Origin of the sequence: Paraburkholderia sp. BR14320 (assembly GCF_040948665.1) — a bacterium.
Lineage (GTDB): Bacteria > Pseudomonadota > Gammaproteobacteria > Burkholderiales > Burkholderiaceae > Paraburkholderia > Paraburkholderia youngii.
The window spans coordinates 46,511-72,503 of sequence record NZ_JBFPKG010000028.1 but is presented as its reverse complement, the minus strand read 5'-3'; the positions used below and the strand labels follow the sequence as shown (position 1 = coordinate 72,503).

General features: G+C 60.5%; 25 protein-coding genes. 3 read left to right on the top strand and 22 right to left on the bottom strand.

What is annotated here, in order from left to right:
- Positions 1-84: 84 nt before the first annotated feature.
- The 9 genes from ilvD to AB3X89_RS24085 all read right to left on the bottom strand — a co-directional run bounded on the left by ilvD (position 85) and on the right by AB3X89_RS24085 (position 10,782).
- Positions 85-1,947, bottom strand: coding sequence for a dihydroxy-acid dehydratase (gene ilvD / locus AB3X89_RS24125; RefSeq protein WP_368585508.1), 1,863 nt, complete (start codon positions 1,945-1,947; stop codon positions 85-87).
- A gap of 274 nt (positions 1,948-2,221) precedes the next feature.
- Entirely contained in the window at positions 2,222-3,367 is a 1,146-nt protein-coding gene (locus AB3X89_RS24120; RefSeq protein ID WP_368585507.1) for a branched-chain amino acid ABC transporter substrate-binding protein, read from the bottom strand.
- A gap of 355 nt (positions 3,368-3,722) precedes the next feature.
- A complete protein-coding gene (locus tag AB3X89_RS24115) occupies positions 3,723-4,154 on the bottom strand; it encodes an NUDIX domain-containing protein (RefSeq protein ID WP_368585506.1) in 432 nt (143 codons plus the stop codon).
- 24 nt (positions 4,155-4,178) lie between these two features.
- On the bottom strand, positions 4,179-4,823 hold the full coding sequence (locus AB3X89_RS24110) for a LysE family translocator (protein WP_368585505.1): 645 nt from the start codon (positions 4,821-4,823) through the stop codon (positions 4,179-4,181).
- A 78-nt stretch (positions 4,824-4,901) separates the two neighbouring features.
- Complete coding sequence (locus tag AB3X89_RS24105; protein WP_368585504.1) at positions 4,902-5,870, bottom strand: amino acid ABC transporter permease; 969 nt, start codon at positions 5,868-5,870, stop codon at positions 4,902-4,904.
- A gap of 76 nt (positions 5,871-5,946) precedes the next feature.
- A complete protein-coding gene (locus AB3X89_RS24100) occupies positions 5,947-7,317 on the bottom strand; it encodes an NAD(P)/FAD-dependent oxidoreductase (protein WP_368585503.1) in 1,371 nt (456 codons plus the stop codon).
- A gap of 18 nt (positions 7,318-7,335) precedes the next feature.
- Positions 7,336-8,178 (bottom strand): transporter substrate-binding domain-containing protein, encoded by an 843-nt coding sequence (locus tag AB3X89_RS24095; RefSeq protein ID WP_368585502.1) that lies wholly within the window; start codon positions 8,176-8,178, stop codon positions 7,336-7,338.
- A gap of 247 nt (positions 8,179-8,425) precedes the next feature.
- Positions 8,426-9,406: a substrate-binding domain-containing protein gene (locus tag AB3X89_RS24090; protein ID WP_368585501.1), complete on the bottom strand. Its 981-nt coding sequence runs from the start codon at positions 9,404-9,406 to the stop codon at positions 8,426-8,428.
- Positions 9,403-10,782, bottom strand: a complete 1,380-nt coding sequence (locus tag AB3X89_RS24085) for a leucine-rich repeat-containing protein kinase family protein (RefSeq protein ID WP_368585500.1) — start codon at positions 10,780-10,782, stop codon at positions 9,403-9,405. The genes AB3X89_RS24090 and AB3X89_RS24085 overlap by 4 nt, the downstream gene beginning before the upstream one ends.
- 299 nt (positions 10,783-11,081) lie before the next feature.
- On the opposite strand from AB3X89_RS24085, the gene AB3X89_RS24080 reads away from it, so the two are divergent.
- Positions 11,082-11,705 carry a methylated-DNA--[protein]-cysteine S-methyltransferase gene (locus AB3X89_RS24080; protein ID WP_368585499.1) on the top strand — a complete coding sequence of 208 codons (624 nt, stop codon included), beginning with the start codon at positions 11,082-11,084 and terminating at the stop codon, positions 11,703-11,705.
- Positions 11,706-11,838: 133 nt separating this feature from the next.
- Entirely contained in the window at positions 11,839-12,144 is a 306-nt protein-coding gene (locus tag AB3X89_RS24075; protein ID WP_368585498.1) for a panthothenate synthetase, read from the top strand.
- An 8-nt stretch (positions 12,145-12,152) separates the two neighbouring features.
- On the opposite strand, the gene AB3X89_RS24070 is transcribed toward AB3X89_RS24075, so the two are convergent.
- From AB3X89_RS24070 to AB3X89_RS24040, 7 genes are all read right to left on the bottom strand, one after another.
- On the bottom strand, positions 12,153-13,394 hold the full coding sequence (locus tag AB3X89_RS24070) for a Zn-dependent hydrolase (protein WP_368585497.1): 1,242 nt from the start codon (positions 13,392-13,394) through the stop codon (positions 12,153-12,155).
- 4 nt (positions 13,395-13,398) lie between these two features.
- A complete protein-coding gene (locus AB3X89_RS24065) occupies positions 13,399-14,427 on the bottom strand; it encodes a helix-turn-helix domain-containing protein (RefSeq protein ID WP_368585496.1) in 1,029 nt (342 codons plus the stop codon).
- 158 nt (positions 14,428-14,585) lie between these two features.
- Positions 14,586-14,756: a hypothetical protein gene (locus AB3X89_RS24060; protein WP_368585495.1), complete on the bottom strand. Its 171-nt coding sequence runs from the start codon at positions 14,754-14,756 to the stop codon at positions 14,586-14,588.
- Positions 14,757-14,932: 176 nt separating this feature from the next.
- Positions 14,933-15,406: a hypothetical protein gene (locus AB3X89_RS24055; RefSeq protein WP_368585494.1), complete on the bottom strand. Its 474-nt coding sequence runs from the start codon at positions 15,404-15,406 to the stop codon at positions 14,933-14,935.
- A 106-nt stretch (positions 15,407-15,512) separates the two neighbouring features.
- Positions 15,513-17,078, bottom strand: a complete 1,566-nt coding sequence (locus AB3X89_RS24050) for a methyl-accepting chemotaxis protein (RefSeq protein WP_368585493.1) — start codon at positions 17,076-17,078, stop codon at positions 15,513-15,515.
- Between the two features lie 344 nt (positions 17,079-17,422).
- Positions 17,423-17,962, bottom strand: coding sequence for a MarR family winged helix-turn-helix transcriptional regulator (locus tag AB3X89_RS24045; RefSeq protein ID WP_368585492.1), 540 nt, complete (start codon positions 17,960-17,962; stop codon positions 17,423-17,425).
- Between the two features lie 325 nt (positions 17,963-18,287).
- On the bottom strand, positions 18,288-19,475 hold the full coding sequence (locus AB3X89_RS24040) for a porin (RefSeq protein ID WP_368585491.1): 1,188 nt from the start codon (positions 19,473-19,475) through the stop codon (positions 18,288-18,290).
- Between the two features lie 634 nt (positions 19,476-20,109).
- On the opposite strand from AB3X89_RS24040, the gene AB3X89_RS24035 reads away from it, so the two are divergent.
- On the top strand, positions 20,110-21,150 hold the full coding sequence (locus tag AB3X89_RS24035) for a Bug family tripartite tricarboxylate transporter substrate binding protein (RefSeq protein WP_368585490.1): 1,041 nt from the start codon (positions 20,110-20,112) through the stop codon (positions 21,148-21,150).
- Between the two features lie 252 nt (positions 21,151-21,402).
- On the opposite strand, the gene AB3X89_RS24030 is transcribed toward AB3X89_RS24035, so the two are convergent.
- The 6 genes from AB3X89_RS24030 to AB3X89_RS24005 all read right to left on the bottom strand — a co-directional run bounded on the left by AB3X89_RS24030 (position 21,403) and on the right by AB3X89_RS24005 (position 25,972).
- Positions 21,403-21,573 carry a hypothetical protein gene (locus AB3X89_RS24030; protein ID WP_368585489.1) on the bottom strand — a complete coding sequence of 57 codons (171 nt, stop codon included), beginning with the start codon at positions 21,571-21,573 and terminating at the stop codon, positions 21,403-21,405.
- Positions 21,574-21,588: 15 nt separating this feature from the next.
- Positions 21,589-22,944 (bottom strand): MFS transporter, encoded by a 1,356-nt coding sequence (locus tag AB3X89_RS24025; protein ID WP_368585488.1) that lies wholly within the window; start codon positions 22,942-22,944, stop codon positions 21,589-21,591.
- Between the two features lie 95 nt (positions 22,945-23,039).
- Entirely contained in the window at positions 23,040-24,020 is a 981-nt protein-coding gene (dctP, locus tag AB3X89_RS24020; RefSeq protein ID WP_368585487.1) for a TRAP transporter substrate-binding protein DctP, read from the bottom strand.
- Positions 24,021-24,187: 167 nt separating this feature from the next.
- On the bottom strand, positions 24,188-24,709 hold the full coding sequence (locus AB3X89_RS24015) for a DoxX family membrane protein (RefSeq protein WP_368585486.1): 522 nt from the start codon (positions 24,707-24,709) through the stop codon (positions 24,188-24,190).
- Between the two features lie 24 nt (positions 24,710-24,733).
- Positions 24,734-25,237 carry a hypothetical protein gene (locus AB3X89_RS24010; protein ID WP_368585485.1) on the bottom strand — a complete coding sequence of 168 codons (504 nt, stop codon included), beginning with the start codon at positions 25,235-25,237 and terminating at the stop codon, positions 24,734-24,736.
- A 471-nt stretch (positions 25,238-25,708) separates the two neighbouring features.
- Positions 25,709-25,972, bottom strand: a complete 264-nt coding sequence (locus tag AB3X89_RS24005; RefSeq protein ID WP_368585484.1) for a DUF4148 domain-containing protein — start codon at positions 25,970-25,972, stop codon at positions 25,709-25,711.
- Between the last annotated feature and the right edge of the window lie 21 nt (positions 25,973-25,993).

The window sequence follows — 25,993 nt, the reverse complement described above, 5'->3', positions numbered from 1 at the left end:
AAACCGGCATGCAGTCGCCCGCATACCGGTCTTTGTTCGGCCCGTCGCGTCACCGCGAACCGGGCCGCCGCGCTGATCCGCGCTTTACTTGCGCTTCAATTGCGAAATATCGCGCACCGCGCCGCGATCGGCCGAGGTCGCGAGCGCCGCATACGCCTGCAAGGCCTGCGACACCACACGCTCGCGATTGGCCGGCTGCCATGCATCGGCGCCGCGCGCTTCCATCGCCGCACGACGGCGTGCGAGCTCTTCATTCGACACCGCCAGATGCATCTTGCGCTGCGGAATGTCGATCTCGATCACGTCGCCGTCTTCGACCAGACCGATCGTGCCGCCTTCCGCCGCTTCCGGCGACGCATGGCCGATCACGAGACCCGACGAGCCGCCCGAAAAACGGCCATCGGTAAACAGCGCACAGCTCTTGCCGAGACCCTTCGACTTCAGATACGAAGTGGGGTACAGCATTTCCTGCATGCCCGGACCGCCCTTCGGACCTTCGTAGCGAATCACCACTACGTCGCCCGGCACGACCTTGTCGCCGAGAATCGCATCGACCGCATCGTCCTGGCTTTCGAACACGCGCGCGCGGCCCGAGAACAGCCACTGCGATTCGTCGACACCCGCGGTCTTCACGATACAGCCCTTCTCCGCGAGGTTGCCGTACAGCACCGCGAGGCCGCCGTCCTTCGAATACGCGTGTTCCTTGCTGCGGATGCAGCCGCTCTTGCGGTCCGTGTCGAGCGTCGCGTAGGTCGCTTCCTGGCTGAACGCGACGGTGGTCGGAATGCCGCCGGGCGCCGCGCGGAAGAACTTCTGCGCTTCCTCGCCCGCGCCGCCGGCGATGTCCCACTTCGCGATCGCGTTGCCGAGCGTGCCGCTATGCACATTGCCGCACGACAGATCGAGCAGGTCCGCGCGCGCGAGCTCGCCGAGAATACCGATGATGCCGCCCGCGCGATGCACGTCCTCGATGTGGTACTTGTCGGTCATGGGCGCGGCCTTGCACAGGCACGGCACCTTGCGCGAGATGCGATCGATGTCCGACATCGTGAAATCGACGCCCGCTTCCTGTGCGGCGGCCAGCAGGTGCAGCACGGTGTTGGTCGAGCCGCCCATCGCGACGTCGAGCGTCATCGCGTTCTCGAAAGCCTGCTTGGTGGCGATGCTGCGCGGCAGGACCGAGGCATCTTCTTCCTGATAGTAGCGGCGGCACAGATCGACGACCAGGCTGCCCGCCTGCTCGAACAGGCCCTTGCGCCATGCGTGCGTCGCGACGACCGTACCGTTGCCCGGCAGCGCGAGGCCGATCGCCTCGGTCAGGCAGTTCATCGAATTCGCGGTGAACATGCCCGAGCACGAACCGCAGGTCGGGCACGCGCTGCGCTCGACTTCGGCGACTTCGGCGTCGCTGATCTTCGGATCCGCGGCCTTGATCATCGCGTCGATCAGGTCGATCTTCGCAATCACCTGGCCGTCGGTCGGCGACTTGACCTTGCCCGCTTCCATCGGGCCGCCCGACACGAACACGACCGGAATGTTCAGGCGCATCGCGGCCATCAGCATGCCCGGGGTGATCTTGTCGCAGTTCGAAATGCAGACCATCGCATCCGCGCAGTGCGCGTTGACCATGTACTCGACCGAGTCCGCGATCAGTTCGCGCGACGGCAGCGAATACAGCATGCCGCCGTGACCCATCGCGATACCGTCGTCGACGGCGATCGTGTTGAATTCCTTCGCCACGCCGCCGGCCGCTTCGATCTGCTTCGCGACCAGCGCGCCCAGGTCGCGCAGGTGCACGTGGCCCGGCACGAACTGCGTGAACGAGTTCACGACCGCGATGATCGGCTTGCCGAAATCGTCGTCCTTCATGCCGGTCGCGCGCCACAGCGCGCGGGCGCCGGCCATGTTGCGGCCATGAGTCGAAGTGCGTGAGCGATAGTTGGGCATCTGTATCCTCAGGTATTGCTGTTATCGGTTTTGATGAGCGCCCGCGCGGGCGTGGGGATCGCAGCGCGGAGTCGGCGCTGGAGACGAATAGTGCAAGAACGCCAGTAAGACGTCCAATATATTTTTTCTGCTCAATTAGGTCGTAAAACATATTAATCGGTGCAACGGTCGTGTAACCGATTTGCGCCTCTCGGCTTCAGTCAAAGCAAAGGGCCGATGAAGCGATGCTTCATCGGCCCTTCGTGCTTTCAACGCTTTTAATGCGTCCGCGCTCTTACATCTTCACGACGTCGAGCAGCGTCTTCTTGCCGTCCTTGTAGTCGTACAGCGAGATCACGCCGTGCTGAAGGTCGCCCTTCGCGTCGAACGTCGTTTGACCGGTCACGCCCTTGTAGTCGGTGCCCGAGACCTTGGCCAGCACCTTCGCCGGGTCGGTCGAGTTCGCGCGCTTCATTGCGTCGACGACGATATACACCGCGTCGTACGTGAACGGTGCGTCGAATTCGATCGGATGACCGAAGCGCTTCGTGTACTTCGCCGCGAATTGCGCGCCGCCGTTCATGCGCTCGACGGCCATGCCGGCCTGCGAGCACACCACGTTGCCGGCCGCCGGACCGGCGAGGTCCGCGAGGCTTTCGGTGCACACGCCGTCGCCCGACAGCATCTTCGCGCGCAGGCCCAGCTGACGCGCCTGCTTCGCGAACGGACCGCCGGTCGCATCCATGCCGCCGTACATGATCGCGTCGGGATTCTCGCCCTTGATCTTGGTCAGGATCGCGCGGAAGTCGACGGCCTTGTCGTTGGTCGCGTCGTGCGAGACGACCTTCAGGCCGAGCGACTTCGCGGTCTTTTCGAATTCGTTCGCGAGGCCCTGGCCATAGGCGGTCGAATCGTCGACCACGGCCACGGTCTTCACGTTCAGGGTCTTCGCGGCGTAGGCGGCGAGTGCCGGACCTTGCTGAGCGTCGGTCGCGACGACGCGGTAGGTCGTCTTGAAGCCCTGCTGCGTGTACGCTGGGTTCGTCGACGACGGCGAAATTTGCACGATGCCCGCGTCGCTATAGATCTTCGATGCCGGAATCGACGCGCCCGAGTTCAGGTGGCCGACCACCGCGACGACCTTGTCGTCGACGAGTTTCTGCGCGACCTGGGTCGCCTGGCGCGGGTCGCCTGCGTCGTCCTGCGCGTCGAGCACGAGCGTGACCTTCTGACCGTCGATCGTCAGGCCCTTCGCGTTGATTTCCTCGATCGCGAGGCGCGCGCCGTTTTCATTGTCTTTGCCGAGGTGGGCGGAGCCGCCCGTCAACGGACCGACGTGACCGATCTTGACGACCTGATCCGCATTTGCCGTACCGGCAATGCCCGCGAATGCGACGACTGCTGCGCTGAGCGGAAGCAGTTTGTGAAGCTTGAACGACATACGATACATCTCCTCTTTACTTACCTTGCCAACCGGATGGCTGGGGATTCCTGATACTGATCAAACATTGCCATTCATCCATTCAGGATGAGTTGAGATACGGCCAAGCCGGCAATTAGCCAGCTCCGCCATTTTTTTGGTGCAGCACGATAACGCAAAACTGGCGCAAGCGACAAATTCCGGCGCAATGGGGATTGGCGCGGCGTCAATGAGCGGTCGTTCCGTCGCTCTATTGAAGCGGGAGATTGCGCGTTTGATTCGCGGAGGGAATCGTCATTAAAAGTGACGAAATAAGCAGTAACTCAGCCAATAAAACTGGATCTCGTGCTTATTCTTCGGAAACGGAATGGCGCAATCAAGGCTTGAAATCGGCCAGCATTACCCCCTCGCGGATATGCGCGAGAGCGGCCGCCACATAGTCGACGATCGGCGCCGGCGGCTGGTCCGGCTTCGCCCACACGAAGCCCGAGCACTTGTGCGGCTCCATGTTCGCCGGTTCGCCTTGCCATGAACGGCACGCGAAAAAGAAGCTGATGCGGTTCGTGTCCGAGTCGCGCCGCATCACGAGCTTGAATTCGAGATCGCCGGGCGCAATCGTCACGCCCGCTTCTTCTTTCGATTCGCGAATCGCACACTCTTCGATCGATTCGCCTGGTTCGAGATGGCCGGCAATCAGCGCGTACTGGCCGTCCCTGAAACCGGTATTCGCGCGCTGCATGAAAAGGCACTCGCCCTGCCCATTCAGAAACAGCACGTTCACATCGACGACGCTTTGCATTCGGCTCATTTTCTTGCAGTTCATCGTGATGGACTACGCGCGTTGCGCGGTCAATAGCTTGATGCCGAGCGCGACGAAAACGAGCCCGCTGCCGCGCTTGATCGCCGCGATCCAACGGCTGGCCCCAACGCGCTTATGGATACCGCGCACGCCGAGCGAATAAATGGTGTGCACGAGCGCGACCGTGACCGCGATTGTCAGATACATCACGATGAACTGCTCCGGCAGGCCGCGCTCGTGGTCGATGAATTGCGGCATGAACGCCGAAAGAAAGATCATCGTCTTCGGATTGCTGCCCGACACGAGCAAGGCTTCGCGGAATACTTTGTTGCGCTCGAACGTATAAGCGGGCGATGCGACGCCCGTGGGCTGCGTGGCCTGCGTTGCCTGCCTGTCGCCGCCGCGCAGTTGCCTGATGCCGAGATACATCAGATAACCCGCGCCGAGCAGTTTCATCGCGACGAAGAGCGGCGGCAGCGTGGTCAATACCGCGCCGACACCGAGCGCGACCAGCGCGACGACGACTCCTTGTGCGAGCAGATTACCGGCAACGCTCGCCGTCGCGCCGCGGCTTCCATAGCGAACCGAGTTGCGGATCACCAGCAGAACGTTCGGTCCCGGCGAAATGGTGGTGAGCAGATAGGCAGCGGCGAAAAGCAACCAGGTATGGAATGACATGGCAGGTCCGGGAGTTCGTTGTGATTGGATTCCAACAGACCAGACATGATGACACGGAAAAAAACGCCGCGACCGGCGTCATCGCGCGGACCTCCTGAAGCGGCGTTCGATCCGCGACTGGATCACTTCGAGCACCATCGACACGAGCCAGTAGATCACCGACGCGCTGATCAGCATCTCCATGTGACGGAATTCGCGCTGCCCCTCGGTGGTCGCGACATAGGTCAGTTCCCACACGCCGACGACGGACACCAGCGAACTATCCTTCAGCATCGCGATGAACTGGTTGCCGGTCGGCGGAATGATCACGCGCAGCGCCTGCGGCAGAATCACGAGCCGCATCATCATGCCGTGGCTGAGACCGAGCGCGCGTGCCGCATCCCACTGCCCTTTCGGAATGCTTTGAATGCCGGCGCGAAAGATCTCCGTCATATAGGCCCCATAGCACAACGACAACGCGGCCACGCCAGCGGGAATCGGATCGACGACATAGCCGAGCTGCGGCAGGCCGAGATACAGAATAAAGATCTGCATCAGCAGCGGCAGGCCACGAAACAGCGACGTGTAGAACGTCGCGATGCCAATCGCGATCCCGTTCGATGAAAGCTTCGCCAGTGCGCCAATTAGCGCGAGCACGAACGCGAGCGCGATCGAGATCGCCGAGATATAGAGCGTGGTGGTCGCGCCTTGCAGCACCAGATAGCCGATCTTGCGCTCGATGAAGTCTATGCTCAGATTGAACGTCGAGAAGAACAGCACGACCAGCAACGCGAGTTCACACCACACGACGGTAATCTGCCAGCGCAGCGAAAGCCTCAGCAACAGATAGCAATTGGCGACCAGCACGGCAATCGCGACCGCGCCGCCCAGCAGCTTCTGCAGTAAGGCCGCGTCGATGCCGAGCGCGGGCACGCCGTGGTCGATGCCGGCCATCCAGTCCGGCGCGTGCTGCACCGCGAAGTATCCGCCGATCAGCAACACCGCGAGCAGGAAGAGAATCGTGCCCGGCTTGCGTTTCTCGACGCCGTCAGCATCTTCTGCAAACATGTGTTCCTCCGTAGATCCGCCGAGCGCGCGACGAACGACGGGCGGTCGTGTTCGAGCCCGTCGTGTTCGAGCCCGCTTAGGCCGCGCGTTCGCGCATGAAATCCATCAGCTGGTAGTACCAGTACGTCAATTGAACGGCCGCCGTGCCGGCCGGCCCGCCGTTCCATTCGAGACCGAACGGCGCGAACAGACGATAGCGGTCGGTTTCGTTCGCGATGCCCTGCGCGATCAGCCTGCCGCCGAGCGCCGTCGTATTCATGCCGTGGCCGCCGAACCCCATGCAGTACCAGACGCCCGAATTCAGCCGGCCGATCAGCGGCATCAGATGCCTTGCATACGACATGCGTCCGGACCACGCGAGCGCGACCTTCAGCTCGGATAGCTGCGGATAGGTATCGACCATGCGCCGGCGCAACAGCTCGGCGAGCCGGTCCGGCTCGGACTTGCGCGTCGTGATCATGCCGCCCCACAGAATGCGCTCGCCGCCGTCGACGAGGCGGTAATAGTCGCTCGCACGGCGGCTGTCGCCGACCGACGCGCGCGTGCGAATGGCGGTTGCGATCAGATCCGGGGCCGGCTCGGTGACGAGCATGTAGGTCGAGATCGGCAGATAGCTGCGCGCGAGTTGCGGCACCACGTTGCCCGTATAGCCGCCGCAGGTGAACACCACGTCGCGCGCCGTTACCGTGCCGCGCGCGGTCTTCAACCGCTTGATCGCCGACGAGCAATCGAGCGACAACACTTCGGAGTCTTCGAACACCTGGCCGCCCAGCCGCTCGACTTCCGCGACCAGCGCTCGCGCATAGTTCAACGGATGAAAATGGAAGCCGCGTTCGTTATAAAGCGCATGGCGGTACTTGTCCGATACGAGCCACTCGCGAATCTCGTCGTGCGTCTTGAACGTGACGTCGTACTGAAACTCGTTGGCGAGCCACGCCTGCTGCGCCTGCATCTCGGCGGTGTTCTCGTGACGCGACACGCGCAGCACGCCATGCACCGGCTGCGCTTCGTCGATGCCGAGTCGGCGGATATTGTCGGCGACGATATCGACGCCCTCGATCGACATCCGGTAGATCGACTTCGCGTCGTCGACGCCGACGCGTTGCGCGATCCGCCCGAAGCTCGTCGAATAGCCGGGACTCACCACGCCGCCATTGCGGCCCGACGCGCCCCACGACACCCGCTGCGCTTCGAGAAGAATTACCGAGCGGCCGCGGCGCAGCAATTCGAGCGCGGTCGTGATGCCGGCCATGCCGGCGCCGACCACGCATACATCGGCTTGCAGCGAACCGCTCAGAGCCGCGCGCGGCTCGACTGTGCGCAGCGTGCGGGTGTAATAGGTATCGAGGTAGGGAGCCATCTCGTGATGGAGTGCCGCTTTGTTGTTGGTGGCGATTGATGGCTGCGCGGCGGGCGCGGCAGCAGGCGCGGCGGCGGCATCGACCACCGCGTCTCGGGTTCGTGCTTATTGCTTCGTATAGTCGTTGCCGAACCACTTCATGCTGAGCTTGGTCAGCGTGCCGTCCTGCTTCATTTGCGCGACGATGTCGCCGACCTTCTTGTCCCACTCGGCGTCGCCCTTGTCGGCGACGATCGCGAGCGGCTCACGGAACGCAAAGTCGCCAGGGATGATCTTCACCGGATAGCCGTTCTTGATTGCGTTGAGCGCGGTCTGCACCGGCGTCACGATTGCGTCGACGCGCTTGCCGTCGCCGAGGCGCAGATCGTCATAAGGCAGCATCGAGTCCGCGTAGGTCTTGATTTCCTTCGGCGGCTGCGTCATGTACTGGAACGGCGGCACGTCCGGGCCGGCGATATTCAGGCGGTTGCGCACGTAGTCTTCCGACGTGGTGCCCGCCTCGACGCCGATCACCTTGCCGTTCAGATCGGCACGGGTCCTCGCCTTCGAATCCTTGTTCACGACGAACACATACGGGCTGTAGTAATAGATCGCGGGGAAGTCGAGCAATTCGGCGCGCGGCTTGGTCGGCGTGACGGAGAGCACGGACAGATCCCAGCGGCCGTGCCAGTGACCGCCGGTCATCAGGCTGAACTGCGGCGTATCGAATGTGACTTTGACGCCGAGCCGGCGCGCGATTTCCTTGGCGACGTCGATATCGAAACCGTCGAATTCGTGCTTGTCGTTCAGGAACGCTTGCGGCGGCCACTTGCCGCTCGTCGCGACCATCATCGTGCCGTTCTTCATCACGCGATCGAGCGTGGCGCCCGCATGAGCGCTGAAGGCGGTCAACGCGATGCCGGCGCCGAGGGTGAAACCGAGCAGGCGGTTCAGGATGGACTTAGCCATGGTGCGTGTCTCCGTTGTTTGTTTTGCGTCGCTCTTGCGTTCTTGTTCGCGTACCGGGCGCTTGCGGACTTCATCGCGACTGGTCCACGTTGGCGCGATCTTAAGTCGCCACAGAAACCCGAGCTATTGACAATTCGGCACCACCTGATTCCGAAAGCGCATCAAGTCGCGGCGCGGACCGGGCACGTGGCCTGCTACCCGTATTCGACGCGCGGCGGCGGCAGGCGGCGCAATCGCGCGCCCCGCCTCAACGTTTCGAGGCCGTCACCAGCTGCAGCGGCGTCTCGATCACCCTCGACAGCTCGCGCTGCTTGCGCCGCTCGGTCACCGCCTTCAACGCGAAGTCGATGCCGAATACGGTCTGGCGGTCGGCGAACTGGTTCATCGTCGCGAGCACGCGGCCGTCGGCGAGCAGCGGCTTGATCGCATCGATCGCGTCGTAGCCGGTGACGTAGACGCCGCCGCCGCGGCCCGCGTCGCGAATCGCGTCGACCGCGCCCATCGCCATGTTGTCGTTGCCGCATAACAGCGCGCGAAGCTGCGGATGCTCGGCCAGCATCTTCGCGGCCACGTCGCGGCCCTTGCCGTACTCCCAGTTACCCGACTCGACCGCGACGACCTGCACTTTCGCCGCATCCATCGCGTCGCGGCTCCCGGCCGTGCGCTGCTGCGCATTGCTGCTCACCGAAATGCCTTCGATGATGCCGACCTGATCGCCGGGCTTCAGCCGCGTGGCCAGATACTGGCCGACCTGCTTCGCGCCGCTGCGATTGTTCGGCCCGACGAACGGCACCGAGATGCCGGCGGCCGCTTGCGCTGCGTCGTCGAGCGGGTTGTCGATCGTGATCGTGATGATGCCGGCCTTGATCGCGCGTGCGATCACCGGGATCAGCGCCTTAGAGTCGGTCGGCGCGATCACGATCGCGTTCATCTTCGCCCTGATCATCTCGTCGACCATGCGGATCTGTGCGGCGGTGTCGGTCTGTTTGGCCGTGCCGCGAATCGTCAGGCTGAATTGCGACGAGAAGTGCTGCTGGTAATTGCGCGCGGCGTCGACCATCGCGACCGTGAACGGGTCCGACATGGATTTGAGCACGAGCGCGATCTTCGGCTTCGTGCCGGACGGTACCTGGGCATGGGCATCGTTCGCGAATCGCGCGATGCCGGTGAGACCGGTTGCGGCCAGCGCGCCCGCGAGCAGCACGCGGCGGCGCATGTTCTGCGTCATGGCTTGACTCCTTCGCGGAGGTGCTGGCTGCAGATGGACTGGTTGCGGATGTGCCGATCGAACGACGCGACGCTGGCGACGATTTCGTCGAACAGCGGGCGGCTGTCGATGTCTTCGCTCAGACAACGCGTCTTCAACGCCGCCAGTTGTCCGGCGATGTCCGCTTGCGCGTCGCAACGCTCCAGCAGTTCTTCGAGCAGACAGCCGTACGCCCTCACTTCGAGCCGCTGCAACGCAATAGCGAGCTCGCGATCGCCGGCATCGAAAAACGACGCCGCGCCGAAATCGCCGAGCAGCGCGCGCCCCGCGCCGTCGTGCAGGATATTGTGCGCGTACAGATCGCCATGCATTACGCCACGCCGATGCAGATGACTCGCGACCTTCGCGATGCCGCTCGCGATACCGAGCACCGTCTCGAGGTCGAAGCACGCGTCGTCGCGATAGATATCGCGCGTGCACGACGCGAGGCTCGGCGGACCGGCCAGATTGGCGAAGCGTGGATCGATCAATCCCATCACGAGGCCATGCGTGTCCGACGGATGCCCGATCACCTTGCTGAGCACGGGAATCAGGTTCGCATGTTCGCCGCCGCGAATGCAAGCAGCCATTTCGCACTCGGGCAAACCGTCGCTCGTCACCGCGCCCTTGAACAGCTTGACGGCGACCGCACGCGGCGCCGGTTCGTGGTCCGCATGCAGCGCCGCACGATAGATGACGCCCGATGCGCCCTCGCCCAACGGCCGTTCGAGCCGCAATGCATCCCAGCGAATGCCGCTGATCGGTGTGTCGATGAACGCCGCCCGTTCGAGCGCCGCGTTGAACGGATTGCCCGCATACGCGAGCCACGCAAGCCGCGGCAGACGCAGCAACCAGCGCGGCAATGCGTCGAAACGATTCGCGGCGAGCCGCAGCAGTTCGAGCCGCGTGCATGCGGCCAGTTCCTCAGGCAGCGCGCGCAGCCGGTTGCCGGCGAGCATCAGCTTTTGCAGTTGCGTGCAGCGGCCGAGTTCCGCGGGCAAGCTTTCGATGTCGTTACCGGTCAGAATCAGCCAACGCAACAGCGGCGGCAGCGCGCTCGCCGGCACCTCGCGGATGCGATTCGACTTGAAGCCGATCATGCTCAGTTGCGCGCATTCGCCGAGCACACCTGGCAGCTCGGTGAACGGGTTGTTGGACGCGAAGAGGATGCGCAGTTTGCGCAGGCGCGGCAGATCGTCGGGCAGCGTCGTCAGTGCATTGTTCGACAGGTCGAGCACTTCGAGCGTATCGGCAAGATCGAAAATCTCGCGCGGAAATTCGCTGAGACCGCACGCGAGTTTGAGTTCGCGCGTACCCGCCAGTTGCCCGGCCCGCAGTTGTTCTAAAGTCGTGGTCACAGTCGTGGGAAAGAAGATCGGGTAGCGCGCGCAGTGCGTCGTACCGAAGCTGTCGATTTTACTGAGTCAAAGGCCATCTGGGGTTCTCTACGGTACAGTGACGTGATCGCCGCGATGCTCATGATCGTCGCGGCCGCGTCGAATGCGAATGAGACAGCAATATCTGGAGGGCGTTCAGGCGACGCCAGCGGGACACTCCCGAGTATCGGCGCAGCCTTCATACAGCTTTCCGCGTCCGGTCGTTCAAGCACGTCCGTCTCGCGAGCCTTGCGCCTCCATCCTGTCAGGAGCCTGAGAAAGTGACGTACGCATACAAGTTGATCGATTCGCCGGTCGGTCAGTTGAAGCTCGTGGCGAAAGGCGAATGCCTTGCCGCGATTCTATGGGAACACGACAAGCCGAACCGCGTGCGACTCGGCGATATGAGCGAAGCGAACGAGCTGGCGTTGCTCGTCGAAACCGAGCGGCAACTGCGCGAGTACTTCGCGGGTACGCGCCAGGCCTTCGATCTGCCGCTCGATTTTCAGGGCACCGAGTTCCAGAAGCAGGTCTGGCGCGCGCTGCTGACCATCCCGTTCGGCCAGACGCGCAGCTACTCGGAGATCGCCCTGCAGATCGGCAAGCTCAATGCAGTGCGCGCGGTGGGCGCGGCAAATGGCCGGAATCCGATTTCGATCGTTGCGCCGTGTCACCGCGTGATTGGCGCGTCGGGCGAGCTGACGGGGTTCGCCGGCGGCCTCGCCAACAAGATGCTGCTGCTTTCGCTGGAGGCGGGGCAGACCTCGCTCGAGGCAGCAGCCGATGACGCGCCACGACCCGCGCCGGAGGGAAAAGCGGCGCGACCGGTCAAGGACGATGCACCCGCGAAACCGGCGCATCACCCGCCGAGCCGAGGAACGCAGGGGTCGCTGTTCGGCAGCTGAAGCAGCGCAGACCCAGCACAACGCGCCACCCCTCGGCCGTAATCGCCGATGCTTCGTCCGCGATCAACGCCATCGGCCGCGCATGCAACATCTATCCTTAAGATGCCCGTTGGGTATCGAACAGGAGGGTGACATGCGCATGCTTCTCAACATACAAATACCGAACGAACCGTTCGGCACACTCGTGCGCGAAGGCCGAATCGGCGAGCTGATGCAAAAGATCCTCGAGGACATGAAGCCGGAAGCGATCTACTTCACGGAGCAGCAGGGCAAACGCGGCGCGGTGGCGGTTGTCGATGTCGCCGATGCATCGGCGATTCCCGCGCTCGCCGAACCGTGGTTCCTTAAGCTCGACGCCGAGTGCGAGCTGCGCATCGCGATGCTGCCCGAGGATCTGATGAAAGCCGGCCTCGACGCGCTAGGCGACAAGTGGAAGTAGCGCGGCCCTCAGGAATGCCCCGCCGATAGCTGCAACAGCATCGAAGCCGCCGCCGTCGCGGCGACCTGGCAGCCGAGCACGATATGCTCCTCGGCCGTGTCCTCGATGAAGTCGTGACTCACGCCGCCGATGCTCGGCACGAACATCATGCAGGCCGGCATGCAACGCGCGATCACCTGCGCGTCGTGCGCGGCACCGCTCGGCATGCGCAGCCACTGCCCCGGCGCGATCGCTTCGGCGGCTCGCGCGATGTGCTCCGCGAGCGTGGCGTCCATGCTGACGGGCTCGATCGGCTCGTCGATCGTCTGCATTTCGACGCTCACGGCGTTGTGCGCGTTGAAGTCGCGCACCAGTTCCGCGAGCGCGTGTTCCATTGCCTGAAGCCGCGCCGGGTTAGCGTCGCGGAATTGCAGGTACATGTCGGCAGCGCCGGGTACGACGCTCATCGAGCCCGGATCGAGATCGATGCGGCCCACGGTCCAGACGGTATCCGCGTCGGCGAGTTGCGCGAACGCGTCGTTCATCCGCGCGATGAATGCGACGAGCGCCGCGCCCGCGTCGCGGCGGATCGCCATTGGCGTCGTGCCCGCATGGTTGCGCTGACCGGTAAAGCGCAGCCGCGATTCGCGCAGCCCGACGATCGTCGTGACCACGCCGATCGATTTGCCGATCGCTTCGAGCCGTCCGCCCTGCTCGATATGCGGCTCCAGATACGCGACCTGGCGCCCTGCCTCGAAACGCGCACGCGGCCGGCCCGCGAGGCCCGCGGCCGCCAGCACGTCGGTTAGACGTTCGCCCTGCCGGTTCGTCGCGCCGCGAATCGATTCGTCGACCGCCTCGCCGACGAAGCTGCGGCTGCCAAGCAGGCCCGAGAACGTGCCCTCCTCGTCGATCCACGACGCGACGTCGACGGCGAGGTGCCGCGTCGCGTCGTTCTCCGCGAGCGCACGGGCGATTTCGAGCCCGTAGATGACGCCCATTGCGCCGTCGAGCCAGCCGCCGGTCGGCTGCGTGTCCGTGTGCGAACCGATCACGAGCGCGGGACCGCTTTTGCGCGAGCGTCCGAACACGGTGCCCACGCCGTCGATGCGCGCGTCGAGCCCCGCCTCCGTCATCCTGCCGACCAGCCATTCGCGTGCCGCCAGATCGACCGGCGACAGCGCGAGCCGGACCACGCCTGGGCCGGTTGCGCCAAACCCGCGCAGCCGTTTGAGGTCGGCCATCAACCGGTCCGGATCGATCTTCACCACGTTGTCATCTCCCTGAATTGATTGCGGATGCGGCCGCGCGAAAATCGCCCGGCGACATGTCGTACGCACGTCTGAATGCGCGATTGAAATCCGACGCGCTATTGAAGCCCCAGCCGTACGCGACGTCGATCACCGGCCTGCGCGGGTGGCGATGCAGTTCGTCGGCCGCCTCGCGCAGGCGCCGGTTTCGAATATACGCGTGGAGCCCGCCCTCCGGCTCGAACAATCGATACAGCGTGGGCCGCGACAGCTGCGACATGGCCAGCACGCTGTCGACCGTCAGATCAGGTTGGCTGAGATTCGCGTCGATATAGCGGCGCGCCGCCGCGAACATCGCGGTGCGTGCCACCGCCCGCGCTCCGCCGGTCAAGCCCGTCTCCTTGCCGAACGCCGCGGCCATCAACAGCGCGCAGGTATGGAACGCTTCCTGAGCCGCGGGCGCGTCCATCGTGGGCAACCTGCGGCACAGATCGGCCAGATGCGCGGGAATCAGCCGCGCAAGCGGCGTTTGATATTCGATCATGCGGCCATGTATCGACTCCGCTTCCGGCAGCACCGGATCGATCAGATGGCGCGGCAAGAATAGCGCGACCAGGCGGCACGGCCCCCGCGTCATCTGCATCGGCTGATTCATGTCGAGCGCGAGGATGCTCGGCCGCGTTTGCAGCGCGACGCGCTTCGGATACAGGCCGGTTGTCGTCTCGAAGGTCCCTTCGACGGCCACGTGAAACACGATCTGGCGCACGTTGTCGGTCGAAATGCGCGCGACCGAGCGCGTTTGCTCGACCGGATCGGTGCGGCAATCCGTGAAGGCCATGCCGCCGGCGCGATAGGTGTCGATGCTGCCGCGAAAGCCGTCGGCCAGTTGCCGGCGCGAGATCGGCACGTCCAGAAAATGGCCGACGCGCTCGCGCCACATAGGCAATTGCGCGCGCGGCGCCGCGGCGTAGGTGTCGAAGTGGGTGTAGTCGAAAGCCGCGGGCATTGTTGCGGCCGCGGTTGCGGTGCGGTTGGCTGCCTGATCGGTCGTCAAGGTCTCCCCGCCGGTTTTGTTGTGTGCGCGGCACGATAGCCGCGGTTGGCGAAAACGTCATGAGCGTGTTGCAAGCGGTTCGATGCCACGGCCGTCGAAGCTCATATGCCCCCGCTCCGCTCATGCCCGACAGGCATCAGCGCCAGCCTACAAAGTCTTTATTCTTTGCGCAAGGCCTCATGCCGCAGCTCGAGCTCGCCTTCGTCCATGTCGGATGGAACTCGCGCGATCCGGCCGAGCAGCACAAAAAAATGGCCTCCAGACAGAGGCCATTTTTTCTTGAAGAATCGCTTGGAAACGTAAATCGTTTCAAATGAACGCGCATTCACCGGCTATCGTTTCATCGCAGCGGCTCGAAGCATTGCCGCCAAGGTGATTAGCCCCGCCCCCAAAGGGGGCCCATAGTCATACAAGCGCAAGTGCCGTGCAAAGAAAATGGTGGACGTTGAAATTACTATCAAAACTACAACGGCAATGATCGAAAAAACCACCAGAAAATTTTTATTCACGATTGGCTCCTTGTGTCGAAATTCCCCCGCTTCCGCATTCCGTCCCAAAACCAAAGAGGCTCTGCTTTGACGCGACAGAAGTTTGCATAGTACCCTCCGTACGCAAGCAAGAGTCCTCCGTTCAACAGCAACTCCTGGAAGCCGGTGAACAGTTCGCGCGGATCCGGCGAAACGAAAAGATTGAGGAAGACAATGGTGACGCTGATGCCAGCCATTACGACCAATGCGAGCGGCACCCCGATGTTCAGCAGCAGCATGGACCCAAGCACAACTTCCAGGTACTTGACCATCTGGTAGAAGCCGATATCTGCCATAGCGCCTATATAGGCGCCCACTTTTCCTGCGTGGCTGAAATCCGGAATGTATCTGAAGACTACGAAATTCAGCCCGGAAGAGAGATAGTGGAATGCGAAATATAGCCTCATCCACATGACGACAAATTTCCAGGGTGATTCATTTGCTATTTTCATCGCTTTTTTATCCTTTCACGGATTAGAAATTTTGCCATCGGCTTGTTACTCACTCAGTGAAAGGCATTGTGAGGAGCCAACCGCGTGGGTGTCCGAAGACCGTCAATCAAATGGCGCGTGCGATCTTGAAGTTGGTAACCAGTGACTGCAGGCGTTCAGCTTCCGCATGAACGCCACGGGCAGCGGCCGCGGCCTCTTCGACCAAGGCTGCGTTGTGCTGGGTCACCGCGTCGATTTCGCCGATCGCCTTGTTTATCTCCATGATGCCCCGGTGGCCGTCATCGGATGCATGGGTGATCTCCTCCATCAGAGTCGATACGTGGGCGAACTCATTCACCACCTCGTTGATTTTGGACCCGGCATCGTTTACCAGCTGAGATCCCTGGTCAACGCGGGTGACCGAATTGCTGACCAATTCCTTGATTTCCTTGGCGGCCGTTGCCGAGCGTTGAGCCAGCGTGCGGACCTCCTGGGCAACGACGGCGAAGCCACGACCTTCGTTGCCAGCACGTGCGGCTTCAACCGCCGCGTTAAGAGCCAGAATATTGGTCTGAAAGGCGATACCCTCGATAGTCGCAATGATGTCGGCGACTTTTCTGGATTGGTCAGCAATGCCTGTCATGGTGGTCACGACCACTTTCATGACCTCTCCGCCGCCGTTTGCCAGATCAGAGGTAGTCTGCGCGAGTTTGAGGCCCTGTCTGGCATTCGCCGCGTTGTTCTCCACGGTCGCCGTCAACTGCTGGATCGAAGCTACCGTCTGCTCCAGGGACGCCGCCTGTTCCTCGGTGCGCTGGCTCAGGTTCTCGTTACCTGCCGCGATTTCCGATGCGCCGGTCAATACGGCCTCACTACCGGAGCGGACCTGCTTCACGATATCCACGAGACTCTCATTCATGCTGCGCAGTGCACGCATCAATTGGCCGAGTTCAGTATCGGAATGCACCCTGACTTGCGACGTCAAATCCCCCGACGCAACGGCCTCGGCAATTCTTACGGCGTCGTTTAACGGGAACACGATTGACGTGGCAACCGTGTTGCAGACATATACCGTCGCAATGATAGCGATACAGATCACTGCGAAGGTCAGCATAAGGGCCATGTCATAGTCATGAATGGCCTTTTCCGCAGCCTCATCCGCATTCCTCTGGATGAAGTCCATATGGGCGCTGAGCGTGTTCTCCGTGGACTTGAAGACATCGAAGATCTTGGTGTTGGCGAGCACTCGCGCGGTTGCAAGATCCGGATTCTCAGTCATTGCGAGAGTGTAGAGTTCTTTGTTGATCACCGCATAGGCAGCAATTGCTTTCTTATCGTTCTCGAAATACTGACGATCCTCGCCCGGCAGCGCATTCTTCTCATAGTGATTGACACCATTTCTCAGTTGATCCAAGGCTTGGGTCCGGATCGCCGCATTGGTATCTTTGGCCTGTTTGGAATCAGACAAGACCAGACCGAGCGTGGCGCGACGATCCGTACTGAGGGCCAGACGAAGATCAGCAATCGTTTTGATTGACTCCATCCAATTCTGTTTGATGTCCAGAAGATGCGATTCAATCCGATGCGCCTGGAACAGCGCAAATCCCGCAGCACTGCATAACAGCAGGATAACGATTGCGAAGCTAACAAACAGCCGGTTGCGTACTTTGAGATTGCGAAGAAGCATTAGCATGTTTTTTTGCCTACATTGATCGTATACCCTTGGATTTCGGCATAAATCCCCTGCGTATGGATAGGGGGCAAGCATGATTGTGAATTCCGGTCCGATGTGTTAGTGCCGGGCTCGCGAGATTCATCGACGTCTAACGTGAAATCAACGCAGCACGGGGCGCCAACAATGGCCTCTGTTCTCGGCTTTTTCCTGCTCATGCGCGCGGCCTCCGGATAGCCGCATCGACAGCGACGATCATCGAGCGCACGCGCGAGACGTTGACGTCGATAAGGACGTAGGCAAGAACGCGCGGAACTAGATAGTGCGCCGGCCACGTTGCGCTGCAAAGGAGGGAACGGTGTCGTTCACGCCGGTGCGCCAGTGGCGCCGAAGGACCTCGGGCTGACCGTCGAGGCAACTGCCGCGACATCGGCTGGCCCATGAGTTGCCGAATTAGCGAGTAGGCGCTTGAGCAACACCATGAAAATATCCGCTTCGTCCTCGGTTAAGAGGCTAATCAATTTCTGGTCGGTTGCCCCGAGAAACGCTGTGATCTTCGCGGCCATGGCCACTCCGCTTTCCGTAAGCTGAACGCACCAGCAGCGGCAGTCGTCTGGATGCCGGGATCTCATTACAATTCCAGCGTCGATGAGACGCGGAATGAGTCGGGACAGCGACCCCATGTAGTAATTCAGCCTGCGGGCGAGTTGAACCTGCGTCATGAACTTCCGCCCAGCGAGGCATACAATGACCTTAGCCTGTGCGGATGAAATCCCAAGCGATGACTTCAGATGTCGATCAGCAGACTCCGAGATCGACTTGTCGACTTCGACAATACGGGTTAGCCAATTTAAAGCTCGGGCTTCAACTGCTTGGCTTAGGGGTAGGTCGTCCTCGCCCTTCATGTCTGCCGCTCCTTCAAATGTGATCGGAACCAGAAGCCGAGTTTGCGCCTATACGTCGGAACACCACCTCGTACTATGGTTGATCAGTCGGTTCTGCGCGCAACCACGTGTCAGGTGCGCTGAATTGCTCTCAGCTAGAGGGGCGAACCTTGCCGACTTCGTATTTGCTCCCCTCAGATAATTCTAAATTGTATACTATCATAGTAGACGAAAAGAACCTCGTGGTACTCTCTGCGCTCGATCGGGTGAGTTTGCTATTACATACCCGTCAACATCACGGCAGCGATGACGAAAACTTTTCACCGCCGCCGTTCTCAATGCAGCATCAGAATCGATGCATCATGCCAAGCTGAAAAACTGACTGGATATTGCCGTTTGCCACGATGTTCCCAATTTCGGCAGCATATGCGCCATTGGTGCGTTGAAATACACCGGCGGCATACAGCGAGGTGCGTCTCGACAACGTGTATGTCAACTGCAATGCGGCCTGGTTGATCGTCACGTTCTTCAGCAACTCGTTACCATTTTCGTAGGTGTAGGCGCCGCCGAGGTTCCAGGCCGGCGAGAAGTCATACCCGACGCCACCCGCAAGCGCGTAAATCCTCGCACCCGTATGGGTATTGCGCGCCTGGCTGTACAACCCCGAGACCGTGAAATGGGCGTACTTCGTCCTTGCGCCGGCGAGCAGGTTGGCGATGCCACTATGCCCGTTGTTGACCGGCGCGTAGTTCTGCTCGGTGTAAACAACGGCAGCACGCGTTTCCCCATTCCTGTAATTGATTGCGGCGCTCTTTCCGGCCCCGTTGTTGAAGTCCCCCGCCGTGCCGCCGAAGCTATACATCAAGCCAACCGACAGCCCGGCATACTCCTCCGAAACGACCTTGACGGCATTCGACATCCGTTTGCCGCCGACACGGTCCCAGTTGATGGCCGCTAACCCAGTAATCTGACCGTTCCTTGTGATAGGTGCGAACGGCCCGCCTGGGACGGCACCAGCAATCTGGGCCGGACCCGAAACGCCGAGCAGATCGGCACCGAAGCTGCCGGTGCGGAAGTTCAGCATACCGCCAGCGATGCCAGTTCCGGGATCGATACCGCCGATCAGGTAGTAGTCGAAGGCGAAGTCGTTCTGCCGCCCGAGGCGGAAGCTGCCAATCCCCGTTTGACTGAGTCCGACCCACGACGAGTTCTCGAACATCGCACCGCGCGACTGCGGATCAAGCCCCCCTGTGCTCAGGCTGATCATCGAGTCGAGGCTGAAGTTTGCGCGCAGGCCGCCCCCCATGTCCTCGCTCCCGCGGAAGAAGAACTTGGTGGGGAAAATAGCGGAATCCTGCATTTGAAACAAACGTGACCCACCTGAATCACGATAGGTAGCGACCCCTTCGTCAAGGAATCCGCCAAGCATCACGCTACTTTGCGCATGCGCGGCCGTAATGCTGATGCAAACCGATGCGCATGCCAACGGTATCGCGGCCCATCGGTGTTTCCTCCCGGCCCCCTGATGATTCATACATTCTCCTGATTATTATTTGTGGTCTTTGAAACTGACTGGCGGTGAATCGTTTCGCTGGTCGCTTGTCCTCCTGAAGTTGTGCAGCATCCAATGCGGGCGTCGGGATCGCCGTTGAACACCCGAAGCAACTCATGAATCGTGCGAGCCATGACCGGTGCGAGCCGTGCGGAGGCACCGGCCGAATAGAGAGGGGAGCCGGTCTCAGCGTGACGAATGGCCGAGCTCGTCACGTTGGCGATCAGGGTGTTGCGTTGTTGCCGGCGAATCGATTGACCAGATCGGGCGCTGCCCCCCGGCAGCACATTTGCCGTGAACTGCTTGGCGGCCCAAAAGTTCGCGCAGGGCGCGTCAGCAACACCCCATTGGATCCGAGATGCGTGACAAGCCCCAACCGGATTCTCTCCGCACCCCGAGGTAATCGCGCACCAATTAGAATTCGTTATCGTCAGTCAAAATAGTATTTACGACAGCCTACGATGTCAACGAACCATGCTCCGGTAAAAACCCTGGGCTTCCCCCGGTCGCGTCGCAATTGGTTGGGGCAATACGGAATCCGCGGGGGCGGCGTGGTGGCGATTAACCGTCGCTGCGCTCGCACTCGTGCCGAACCGTACGCGTTTGCCTTGGTACAATGGTAGTCTTTTTTGAATACAAAATTGCGACCATCCCATCTCTAACCCCAACACACAGGAGACGTTACTTGAACACGAATCGAAAGATCTTCGGTGCCGCACTCGCTTTCGCCGCGGTCGCCGGTATCACGATGTCGAGTTGTAGCTTCGCGGCACAGACGTCACCCGCCAAAGCTTCGGTCGCCAAAGCACCGGCTAAGTCGGCGCCGGTCAAGCTGATCGCTGCCGGACCGAACCAGAATTCAGACATGGTTGCCCGCGCACTGGCGCCCGCGTTGAGCAAGGCGCTGGGCACCGAGGTTGTCGTCGAAATTCAGGCGGACGCAGCCGCTTTGTCGGCAGCAAAAGCAGCGCCCGCTGACGGGCTGACGCTTCTCGTCGGCGATACCGAGCAAGTGGACGCCGCACGCCAGGATTTGACTCCGGTGGCACAAGTCACCGGTCACGCGGGTCTGGTTTTGGTCGCGGGCAACGGCGCCGGTTTGAGCGGCACCGACATCAAGGACTACGCCGATCTGATCAGCCGTCTGAAGGACAATCCGAACTGCTACATGTTTGGATCGACAGGCACCACGTCGCGTGAATATCTGGCGATGGTGGCGTTCCAGAAGCGTGCGGGCGTCAAAATGATTCATACCGCCTACAAGAGCGACGCTGACCAGATTTCAGCGCTCTTGAGCGGAAAAGTGCAAATGGTTGAAATTCCGTACGAAATGGCGGTGCCGCAGATCAAGGCAGGCAAGATGCGTGTGCTCGCGGTCTTGGGTTCGCGCCGTATTCCCGAGATTCAGAATGTTCCCGCGCTCGGCGAAATGTTCCCAGGCTTCGATTTCGCGTCGCATACAGGTGTGTTGGCACCGAAGGATCTACCGGCGCCGGTCCGCGATAAGATCGCGGACGCCGTGAAGATCGCAGTGCAGGACCCGAACGTCCAGAAAGCGCTGAACGTCAACGGTCACCAGGCTGCTTATCTCGCATCCGACGACTATGCGAAGGTTATCGCCACTGATCACGACAAGCTGAGTCAGCCTGGGAAGTAACTCAGTTCGTTGCATGCGTAACGACAGGGGCTCGATGTTCTGAAAAGGCATCGAGCTTTTTTTTCCGTCGCGCATCCATCTCTTGTCGCAACTGGAGGCTACCGGAATTCTCCACTCAGTGCCTTCGTCACGTTAGAGCGACTGGCGACGGCTCGAACTGCACGCCACTCTATTCGACGTTGAATGTACCTCTCGCGCTGCCGAACCGTCCAATCGTGTTGATCACGCACGAGCGTCAACCTTACGCGTTCGTTAGTTTCCGTGCGCTTCGTCTCGCGGCGTCGCCTGCAGTTCAGTTGCTTGATCGGCCAAGCGCCGGTCGTAAAATTCCGCATCGAAGGCACCGAAGTGATCCGCCAGGTCTCGACCGTAGTCGCTCGAGCCCGGATGTGTATTGGCGTGTGACTTAAAGGAATAGCTCATATCGTTTATCGTAATCTAGCGCAGTTCCTGGCCTTCCTCCTTGGGAAGACCGGCGAATGCCACGACCGACAGCAGGGTAAAGGCCCCGACAACGAAAAATGTCATCGGGAAATCGTCGATTACCAGATGATCCGCGCTGTGCCCATGAACCTGTGCGGTGATCGTCAGGCATGATGCGCAGACTGCGACGCCAAAACTAATCGAGGTCTGCTGCATCATTGTCGAAAGTGCCGTGGCCTTACTCATCAAAGTATCAGGGATGCCGGAATAGCCAACCGTATTCATAGTTATCATCCCCAGAGAATTAACGATCCCCGCTACGAAAAGGACGAAGCACATGAGCCCAACCGACGTCGTCGGTCTGAACAATCCATAGCAAGCGAATGTCGCGCCCGTCATCGCAGCGCCCAACATCATGATCGGCCTGAATCCGAACTTCCTTATTGCACGATCCATGATTGGACGGACACCGAATGCGCCGACAGACAGCCAGGCGCTCATCAAGCCAGATTGAATGGGGGTCAATCCCAAGCCGACTTGCAACAGGAGCGGTACGAAGATTGGAGCCGAGCCGACCGCGAGTCTAAGCGGAATGCCGCCGATCGTCGTGATGCTAAACGCTTTATATCCAAAAATCTTGAGAGGGATAACGACATCGAAACGTCCACTGCTATAGAGCCCGTATACGATCATTGCCAGTACCCCAATAGCCGTGATTCCAATCGTTACGCTCATAGGGACGAAATTCCGGCCAACGGTTTCCAGACCGCATACGATGCCGGAAAGCCCTATCGCCATCAGAATGAATCCCGTCATGTCGAACGGCCCAGACTTTTCCGAGCGCGAATCCGGCACAAATTTCAACGACAGCAGGATGCCCAACACACCGAATGGAATGTTGAGCAGAAAGATCCATCGCCAGGAGCCCATCGTGACGATCAGCCCACCCAGAAGTGGCCCGATCACGCGCCCAATGGCCCCCGGTACTGTAAACCACACCATCGCTGCGACCAGCTGCGTTGCCGGAATACTTCGCAGCAGAATCAAGCGCCCTACAGGCACCATCATGGCGCCGCCGAGGCCTTGCAAGACCCGGAACAGAACGATTTCAGTGATCGAGGTGGCCGCGCCGCATAGCGCGGATGCCAGTGAGAAGATCGCGACTGCCGAACAGAATACGCGCCGCGTCCCGAATCTATCGGTGAGCCACCCGCTTGCCGGGAGAAACAGTGCGAGGCTCAACAGGTACGCGGTTATAGCGAAGTTGAGATGAAGTATCTCGACATTCAGGGAAGTGGCAATCGACTGGAGAGCCGTGCCCAATATCGAGGTATCGAGACTCTGCAAAAACATCGGTACCGCGACGATCATCGGGATCAGTCGCGTATGCCTGGATGCAGAGCGAGACTCCTGGGCGGAGTCTCGCACATCCCCAATAGTTATATTTTTCTCAAGCACCGGATTGTCTAGCGTTTCGCTATTTGACGTCGATACATATCGACGATTATGGGATCGTAGTTGCGGAAGAATTGCTGTCTGACGGGGTCTGTCAGGGTGTCCAGCTTTTCTATTTCATCGCTCGCGACTGTATAGACCGTCATACCGCGACGCTCAAGCTCTGCACGATCGGCTTTCGCCTGTTCTCGAATCAGGTCGCGCTCAAAGCGCCCTGCTTCTATCGCAGCGTGTTGTAAAACATGTCGATCCTGAACTGTCAACTTCCGCCAGACCGCCGAATTGGCAATGACAGCAATGGCGCTATATGAGTGATTCGTGATCGAGACGGCCGATTGAACATCATAAAGGCGACCGGCCAGGATTTGCGAATAGAAGTTATCCTCTGCAACGATGCGTCCACTCTTCAACGCTCCGTATAGCTCAGAATACGGAAGTCCCACGACGTCAGCGCCCAAGACCTTGAACGTCTCAACGAACGCGGGTTCCGGGATCACACGAACCGGCCGGTTCGCCAGATCGAGCGCCTGCCGGAACGGCTGGCCCGACGTCGTGATCTGTCGGAAGCCGTTCTCCCACCAGGCGAGACCCGTGAGGCCGTGGCTCTCTAGGCGCGACAACAGAGCTTGTCCGAACGGACCATCGAGCAGCGCCTGCGCCTGACGTTCGCTGCGGACAACAAACGGCAGATCCATGATTTCGAATTCGGGCACGAGGTGACGCAATGCTGGCGTCACCAGCAGCATCAAATCCGGGGCACCCGGGCCACCTGCCTGCAATGTCTTGATCTGCTCACCCGGCGAACCCGGAACTGTATCCGCGCTCACGCTCACGGCCAGACGACCGTGCGACTCCCGGTTCACGATATCTGCGAACCTGGCCATGCCACGCATTGTCGGCTGGTCCGGCGACATATGCGATCGATACTCTACGATCGTGAGCGTTTGAACAGGCTGCCCATGCGCGATCAACGGCTGCGCGATCAACAGCATGCCAAATATCGCACCGCTAATATCGCCACAAACTCGGCTCAATGACCAACCCGATTTAAGACGCGAAAATCTTTTCGTCATGATTTAGGAAATATCGCCAAATACTTAAACAAAAAAAGCTACGTTACCGAAGCAACGTAGCCAAATCCCTCATTTCACATCCGAAATCAGATCAAATCAACCGCGTCCGACTTGAAAATTTTGGGCAGCTTCTTCCAGTCGCTGATGCGGCCGATCGTCGTTTTGAACGTCATCATCGGCAGGTAATACTTGATGTACCAGACCATCAGAATCAGGTTCATGTACAGGCACCCAACGCCCATGTACGGCGTGAACATCTTGTCGAAGCGATGGTTCAACACGATCGCGTTGTACCAGACGACGAACGACACCGGCAGAAGCATAAGCAGGCCGACCGGGACGAAGATACCGAGAATGAGCGAAAGGCCACCCAGAATTTCGCACGTCTTCACGATATGGAAGAAATGCGTGTGAACCATCGTGACCAGCAGCTCGTTCGACGCGGGCAGCGTGCCGAACGGTTGCGGGAAGATCGGCGACATGCCGAGAGCCGTACGCCAGTAGCTGGTACCGCTGACGACCATCCAGCCGCCAAGATACAGCCGGCAGAACGTCAGGATGACTTTGCCGATGAGTTGCGGCATCGTTTTGCGATCATCGTTGTCCATAGTGTGCTTTCGTCCTTTGCCGTTTTAGTTCGCAGCCTGCACCGGCGCAGCCTTCTGTTGCGTAATGCGGTCATGGCGAATGATCCAGCCAGACCCGCTGATCTCGTAGACATCGACAACGTCTTGCGCCGGTTGGCCACGGGTGGCGCCGATCGTCTGATAGACCGCGACGTCCATGCCCTGGACGATGATCTTCTTCACCTCGTGGGGAATGGGTTCGCCATCCTGATGATCGATCGTGTTCGGCGCGTTATCGACAGCCTTTTCCGAGAAATAAGTCTTGTAGGCCTCGGCTCCCTTGCCCTCCGTATAAGCCAGGTCCATGAACTCCTGAACAATGTCATGCGGCAGTTTGCCGGTGCCTGCATGCCAGTGCCAACGCGGATCCGAATGCAGACCGTGAGCGATCTGCGCGACGAACAGGAAGCCCACGATTGCCGTGACCACGCGTCCAGTCATGCTGTCCATCCACACGTTGACACGCGTGGCGTTACCCCCCGAGGAGAGAACCCCTTGGTTATTCGACATCCTGCCTCCTTGAAAGCATTGTGAAGAGTGAAACGCTTCGACTTGAGATGGTTAGGACCTGCGTTTTTGTATTTAATTTAGCCTACTTAATCGTATAGGCCAAAAGATCGCGTGTAAACGTCGGGGTTTCCCTATTTCCGTTGTTGGCGGATAGGTGCTATTTGATGTATGCGACATTTCGTTCGCGCGGAGCGTAATGCACGGGAAGCGAAGGCGCCGGCGGGCGGCGAGGTCGGATTTGGCGCTGACGAGTGCGCCAACTGTGAGTCGGTCGGAGACGACGAACCTGTACGCCGCGATACTTGACGCGGCATGGTGGCGGAAGCCTGCCATGCTCCGCCTTCCGTACTGACTGAGTCCTCACCCGGATGGGTGGACAGGAAGATTCAATCCGCGAGCGAACACGATCCCCCACCGGCATTGGCCCTTGCAGCGCCGACGCCGGATGATTGGGGTGATTCGGTTATGTTACTACTGGGCCATCTGACCAGCTGGAGTGCCGGCCGCCGCACGCCATTGCGCCACGATCGCGCCCGCGCGGATCGCGCTATCGGGGTAGTCGAACCAGTCGTCGGACTGATCGTAGCCCGCCTTCCGCCATTCGATCAGGTCGGCGCGCACCGCGGCTCGGGTGAGCGGCATCGTCGAATCGTACGGTTGGGCCAGCGCCTCAACAGACGCGAAGCAGCACGCCGCGGCAAGAACGCCGAGCGCTACACGCGGAAAGGGGTTCATGGCAACACCTTTCTTATCGGG

What these genes read in the sequence shown, in the direction of transcription:
- AB3X89_RS24010 (WP_368585485.1), bottom strand. Translation starts at nt 25,237, where the DNA reads ATGTCGAATAACCAAGGGGTTCTCTCCTCGGGGGGTAACGCCACGCGT.
- AB3X89_RS24110 (WP_368585505.1), bottom strand. Translation starts at nt 4,823, where the DNA reads ATGTCATTCCATACCTGGTTGCTTTTCGCCGCTGCCTATCTGCTCACC.
- AB3X89_RS24120 (WP_368585507.1), bottom strand. Translation starts at nt 3,367, where the DNA reads ATGTCGTTCAAGCTTCACAAACTGCTTCCGCTCAGCGCAGCAGTCGTC.
- AB3X89_RS24050 (WP_368585493.1), bottom strand. Translation starts at nt 17,078, where the DNA reads ATGCTAATGCTTCTTCGCAATCTCAAAGTACGCAACCGGCTGTTTGTT.
- ilvD (WP_368585508.1), bottom strand. Translation starts at nt 1,947, where the DNA reads ATGCCCAACTATCGCTCACGCACTTCGACTCATGGCCGCAACATGGCC.
- AB3X89_RS24030 (WP_368585489.1), bottom strand. Translation starts at nt 21,573, where the DNA reads ATGAGCTATTCCTTTAAGTCACACGCCAATACACATCCGGGCTCGAGC.
- AB3X89_RS24095 (WP_368585502.1), bottom strand. Translation starts at nt 8,178, where the DNA reads ATGGCTAAGTCCATCCTGAACCGCCTGCTCGGTTTCACCCTCGGCGCC.
- AB3X89_RS24035 (WP_368585490.1), top strand. Translation starts at nt 20,110, where the DNA reads ATGGTAGTCTTTTTTGAATACAAAATTGCGACCATCCCATCTCTAACC.
- AB3X89_RS24045 (WP_368585492.1), bottom strand. Translation starts at nt 17,962, where the DNA reads ATGAAGGGCGAGGACGACCTACCCCTAAGCCAAGCAGTTGAAGCCCGA.
- AB3X89_RS24005 (WP_368585484.1), bottom strand. Translation starts at nt 25,972, where the DNA reads ATGAACCCCTTTCCGCGTGTAGCGCTCGGCGTTCTTGCCGCGGCGTGC.
- dctP (WP_368585487.1), bottom strand. Translation starts at nt 24,020, where the DNA reads ATGCTGTTGATCGCGCAGCCGTTGATCGCGCATGGGCAGCCTGTTCAA.
- AB3X89_RS24055 (WP_368585494.1), bottom strand. Translation starts at nt 15,406, where the DNA reads ATGAAAATAGCAAATGAATCACCCTGGAAATTTGTCGTCATGTGGATG.
- AB3X89_RS24015 (WP_368585486.1), bottom strand. Translation starts at nt 24,709, where the DNA reads ATGGACAACGATGATCGCAAAACGATGCCGCAACTCATCGGCAAAGTC.
- AB3X89_RS24105 (WP_368585504.1), bottom strand. Translation starts at nt 5,870, where the DNA reads ATGTTTGCAGAAGATGCTGACGGCGTCGAGAAACGCAAGCCGGGCACG.
- AB3X89_RS24040 (WP_368585491.1), bottom strand. Translation starts at nt 19,475, where the DNA reads ATGAATCATCAGGGGGCCGGGAGGAAACACCGATGGGCCGCGATACCG.
- AB3X89_RS24090 (WP_368585501.1), bottom strand. Translation starts at nt 9,406, where the DNA reads ATGACGCAGAACATGCGCCGCCGCGTGCTGCTCGCGGGCGCGCTGGCC.
- AB3X89_RS24025 (WP_368585488.1), bottom strand. Translation starts at nt 22,944, where the DNA reads ATGATCGTCGCGGTACCGATGTTTTTGCAGAGTCTCGATACCTCGATA.
- AB3X89_RS24115 (WP_368585506.1), bottom strand. Translation starts at nt 4,154, where the DNA reads ATGAGCCGAATGCAAAGCGTCGTCGATGTGAACGTGCTGTTTCTGAAT.
- AB3X89_RS24075 (WP_368585498.1), top strand. Translation starts at nt 11,839, where the DNA reads ATGCGCATGCTTCTCAACATACAAATACCGAACGAACCGTTCGGCACA.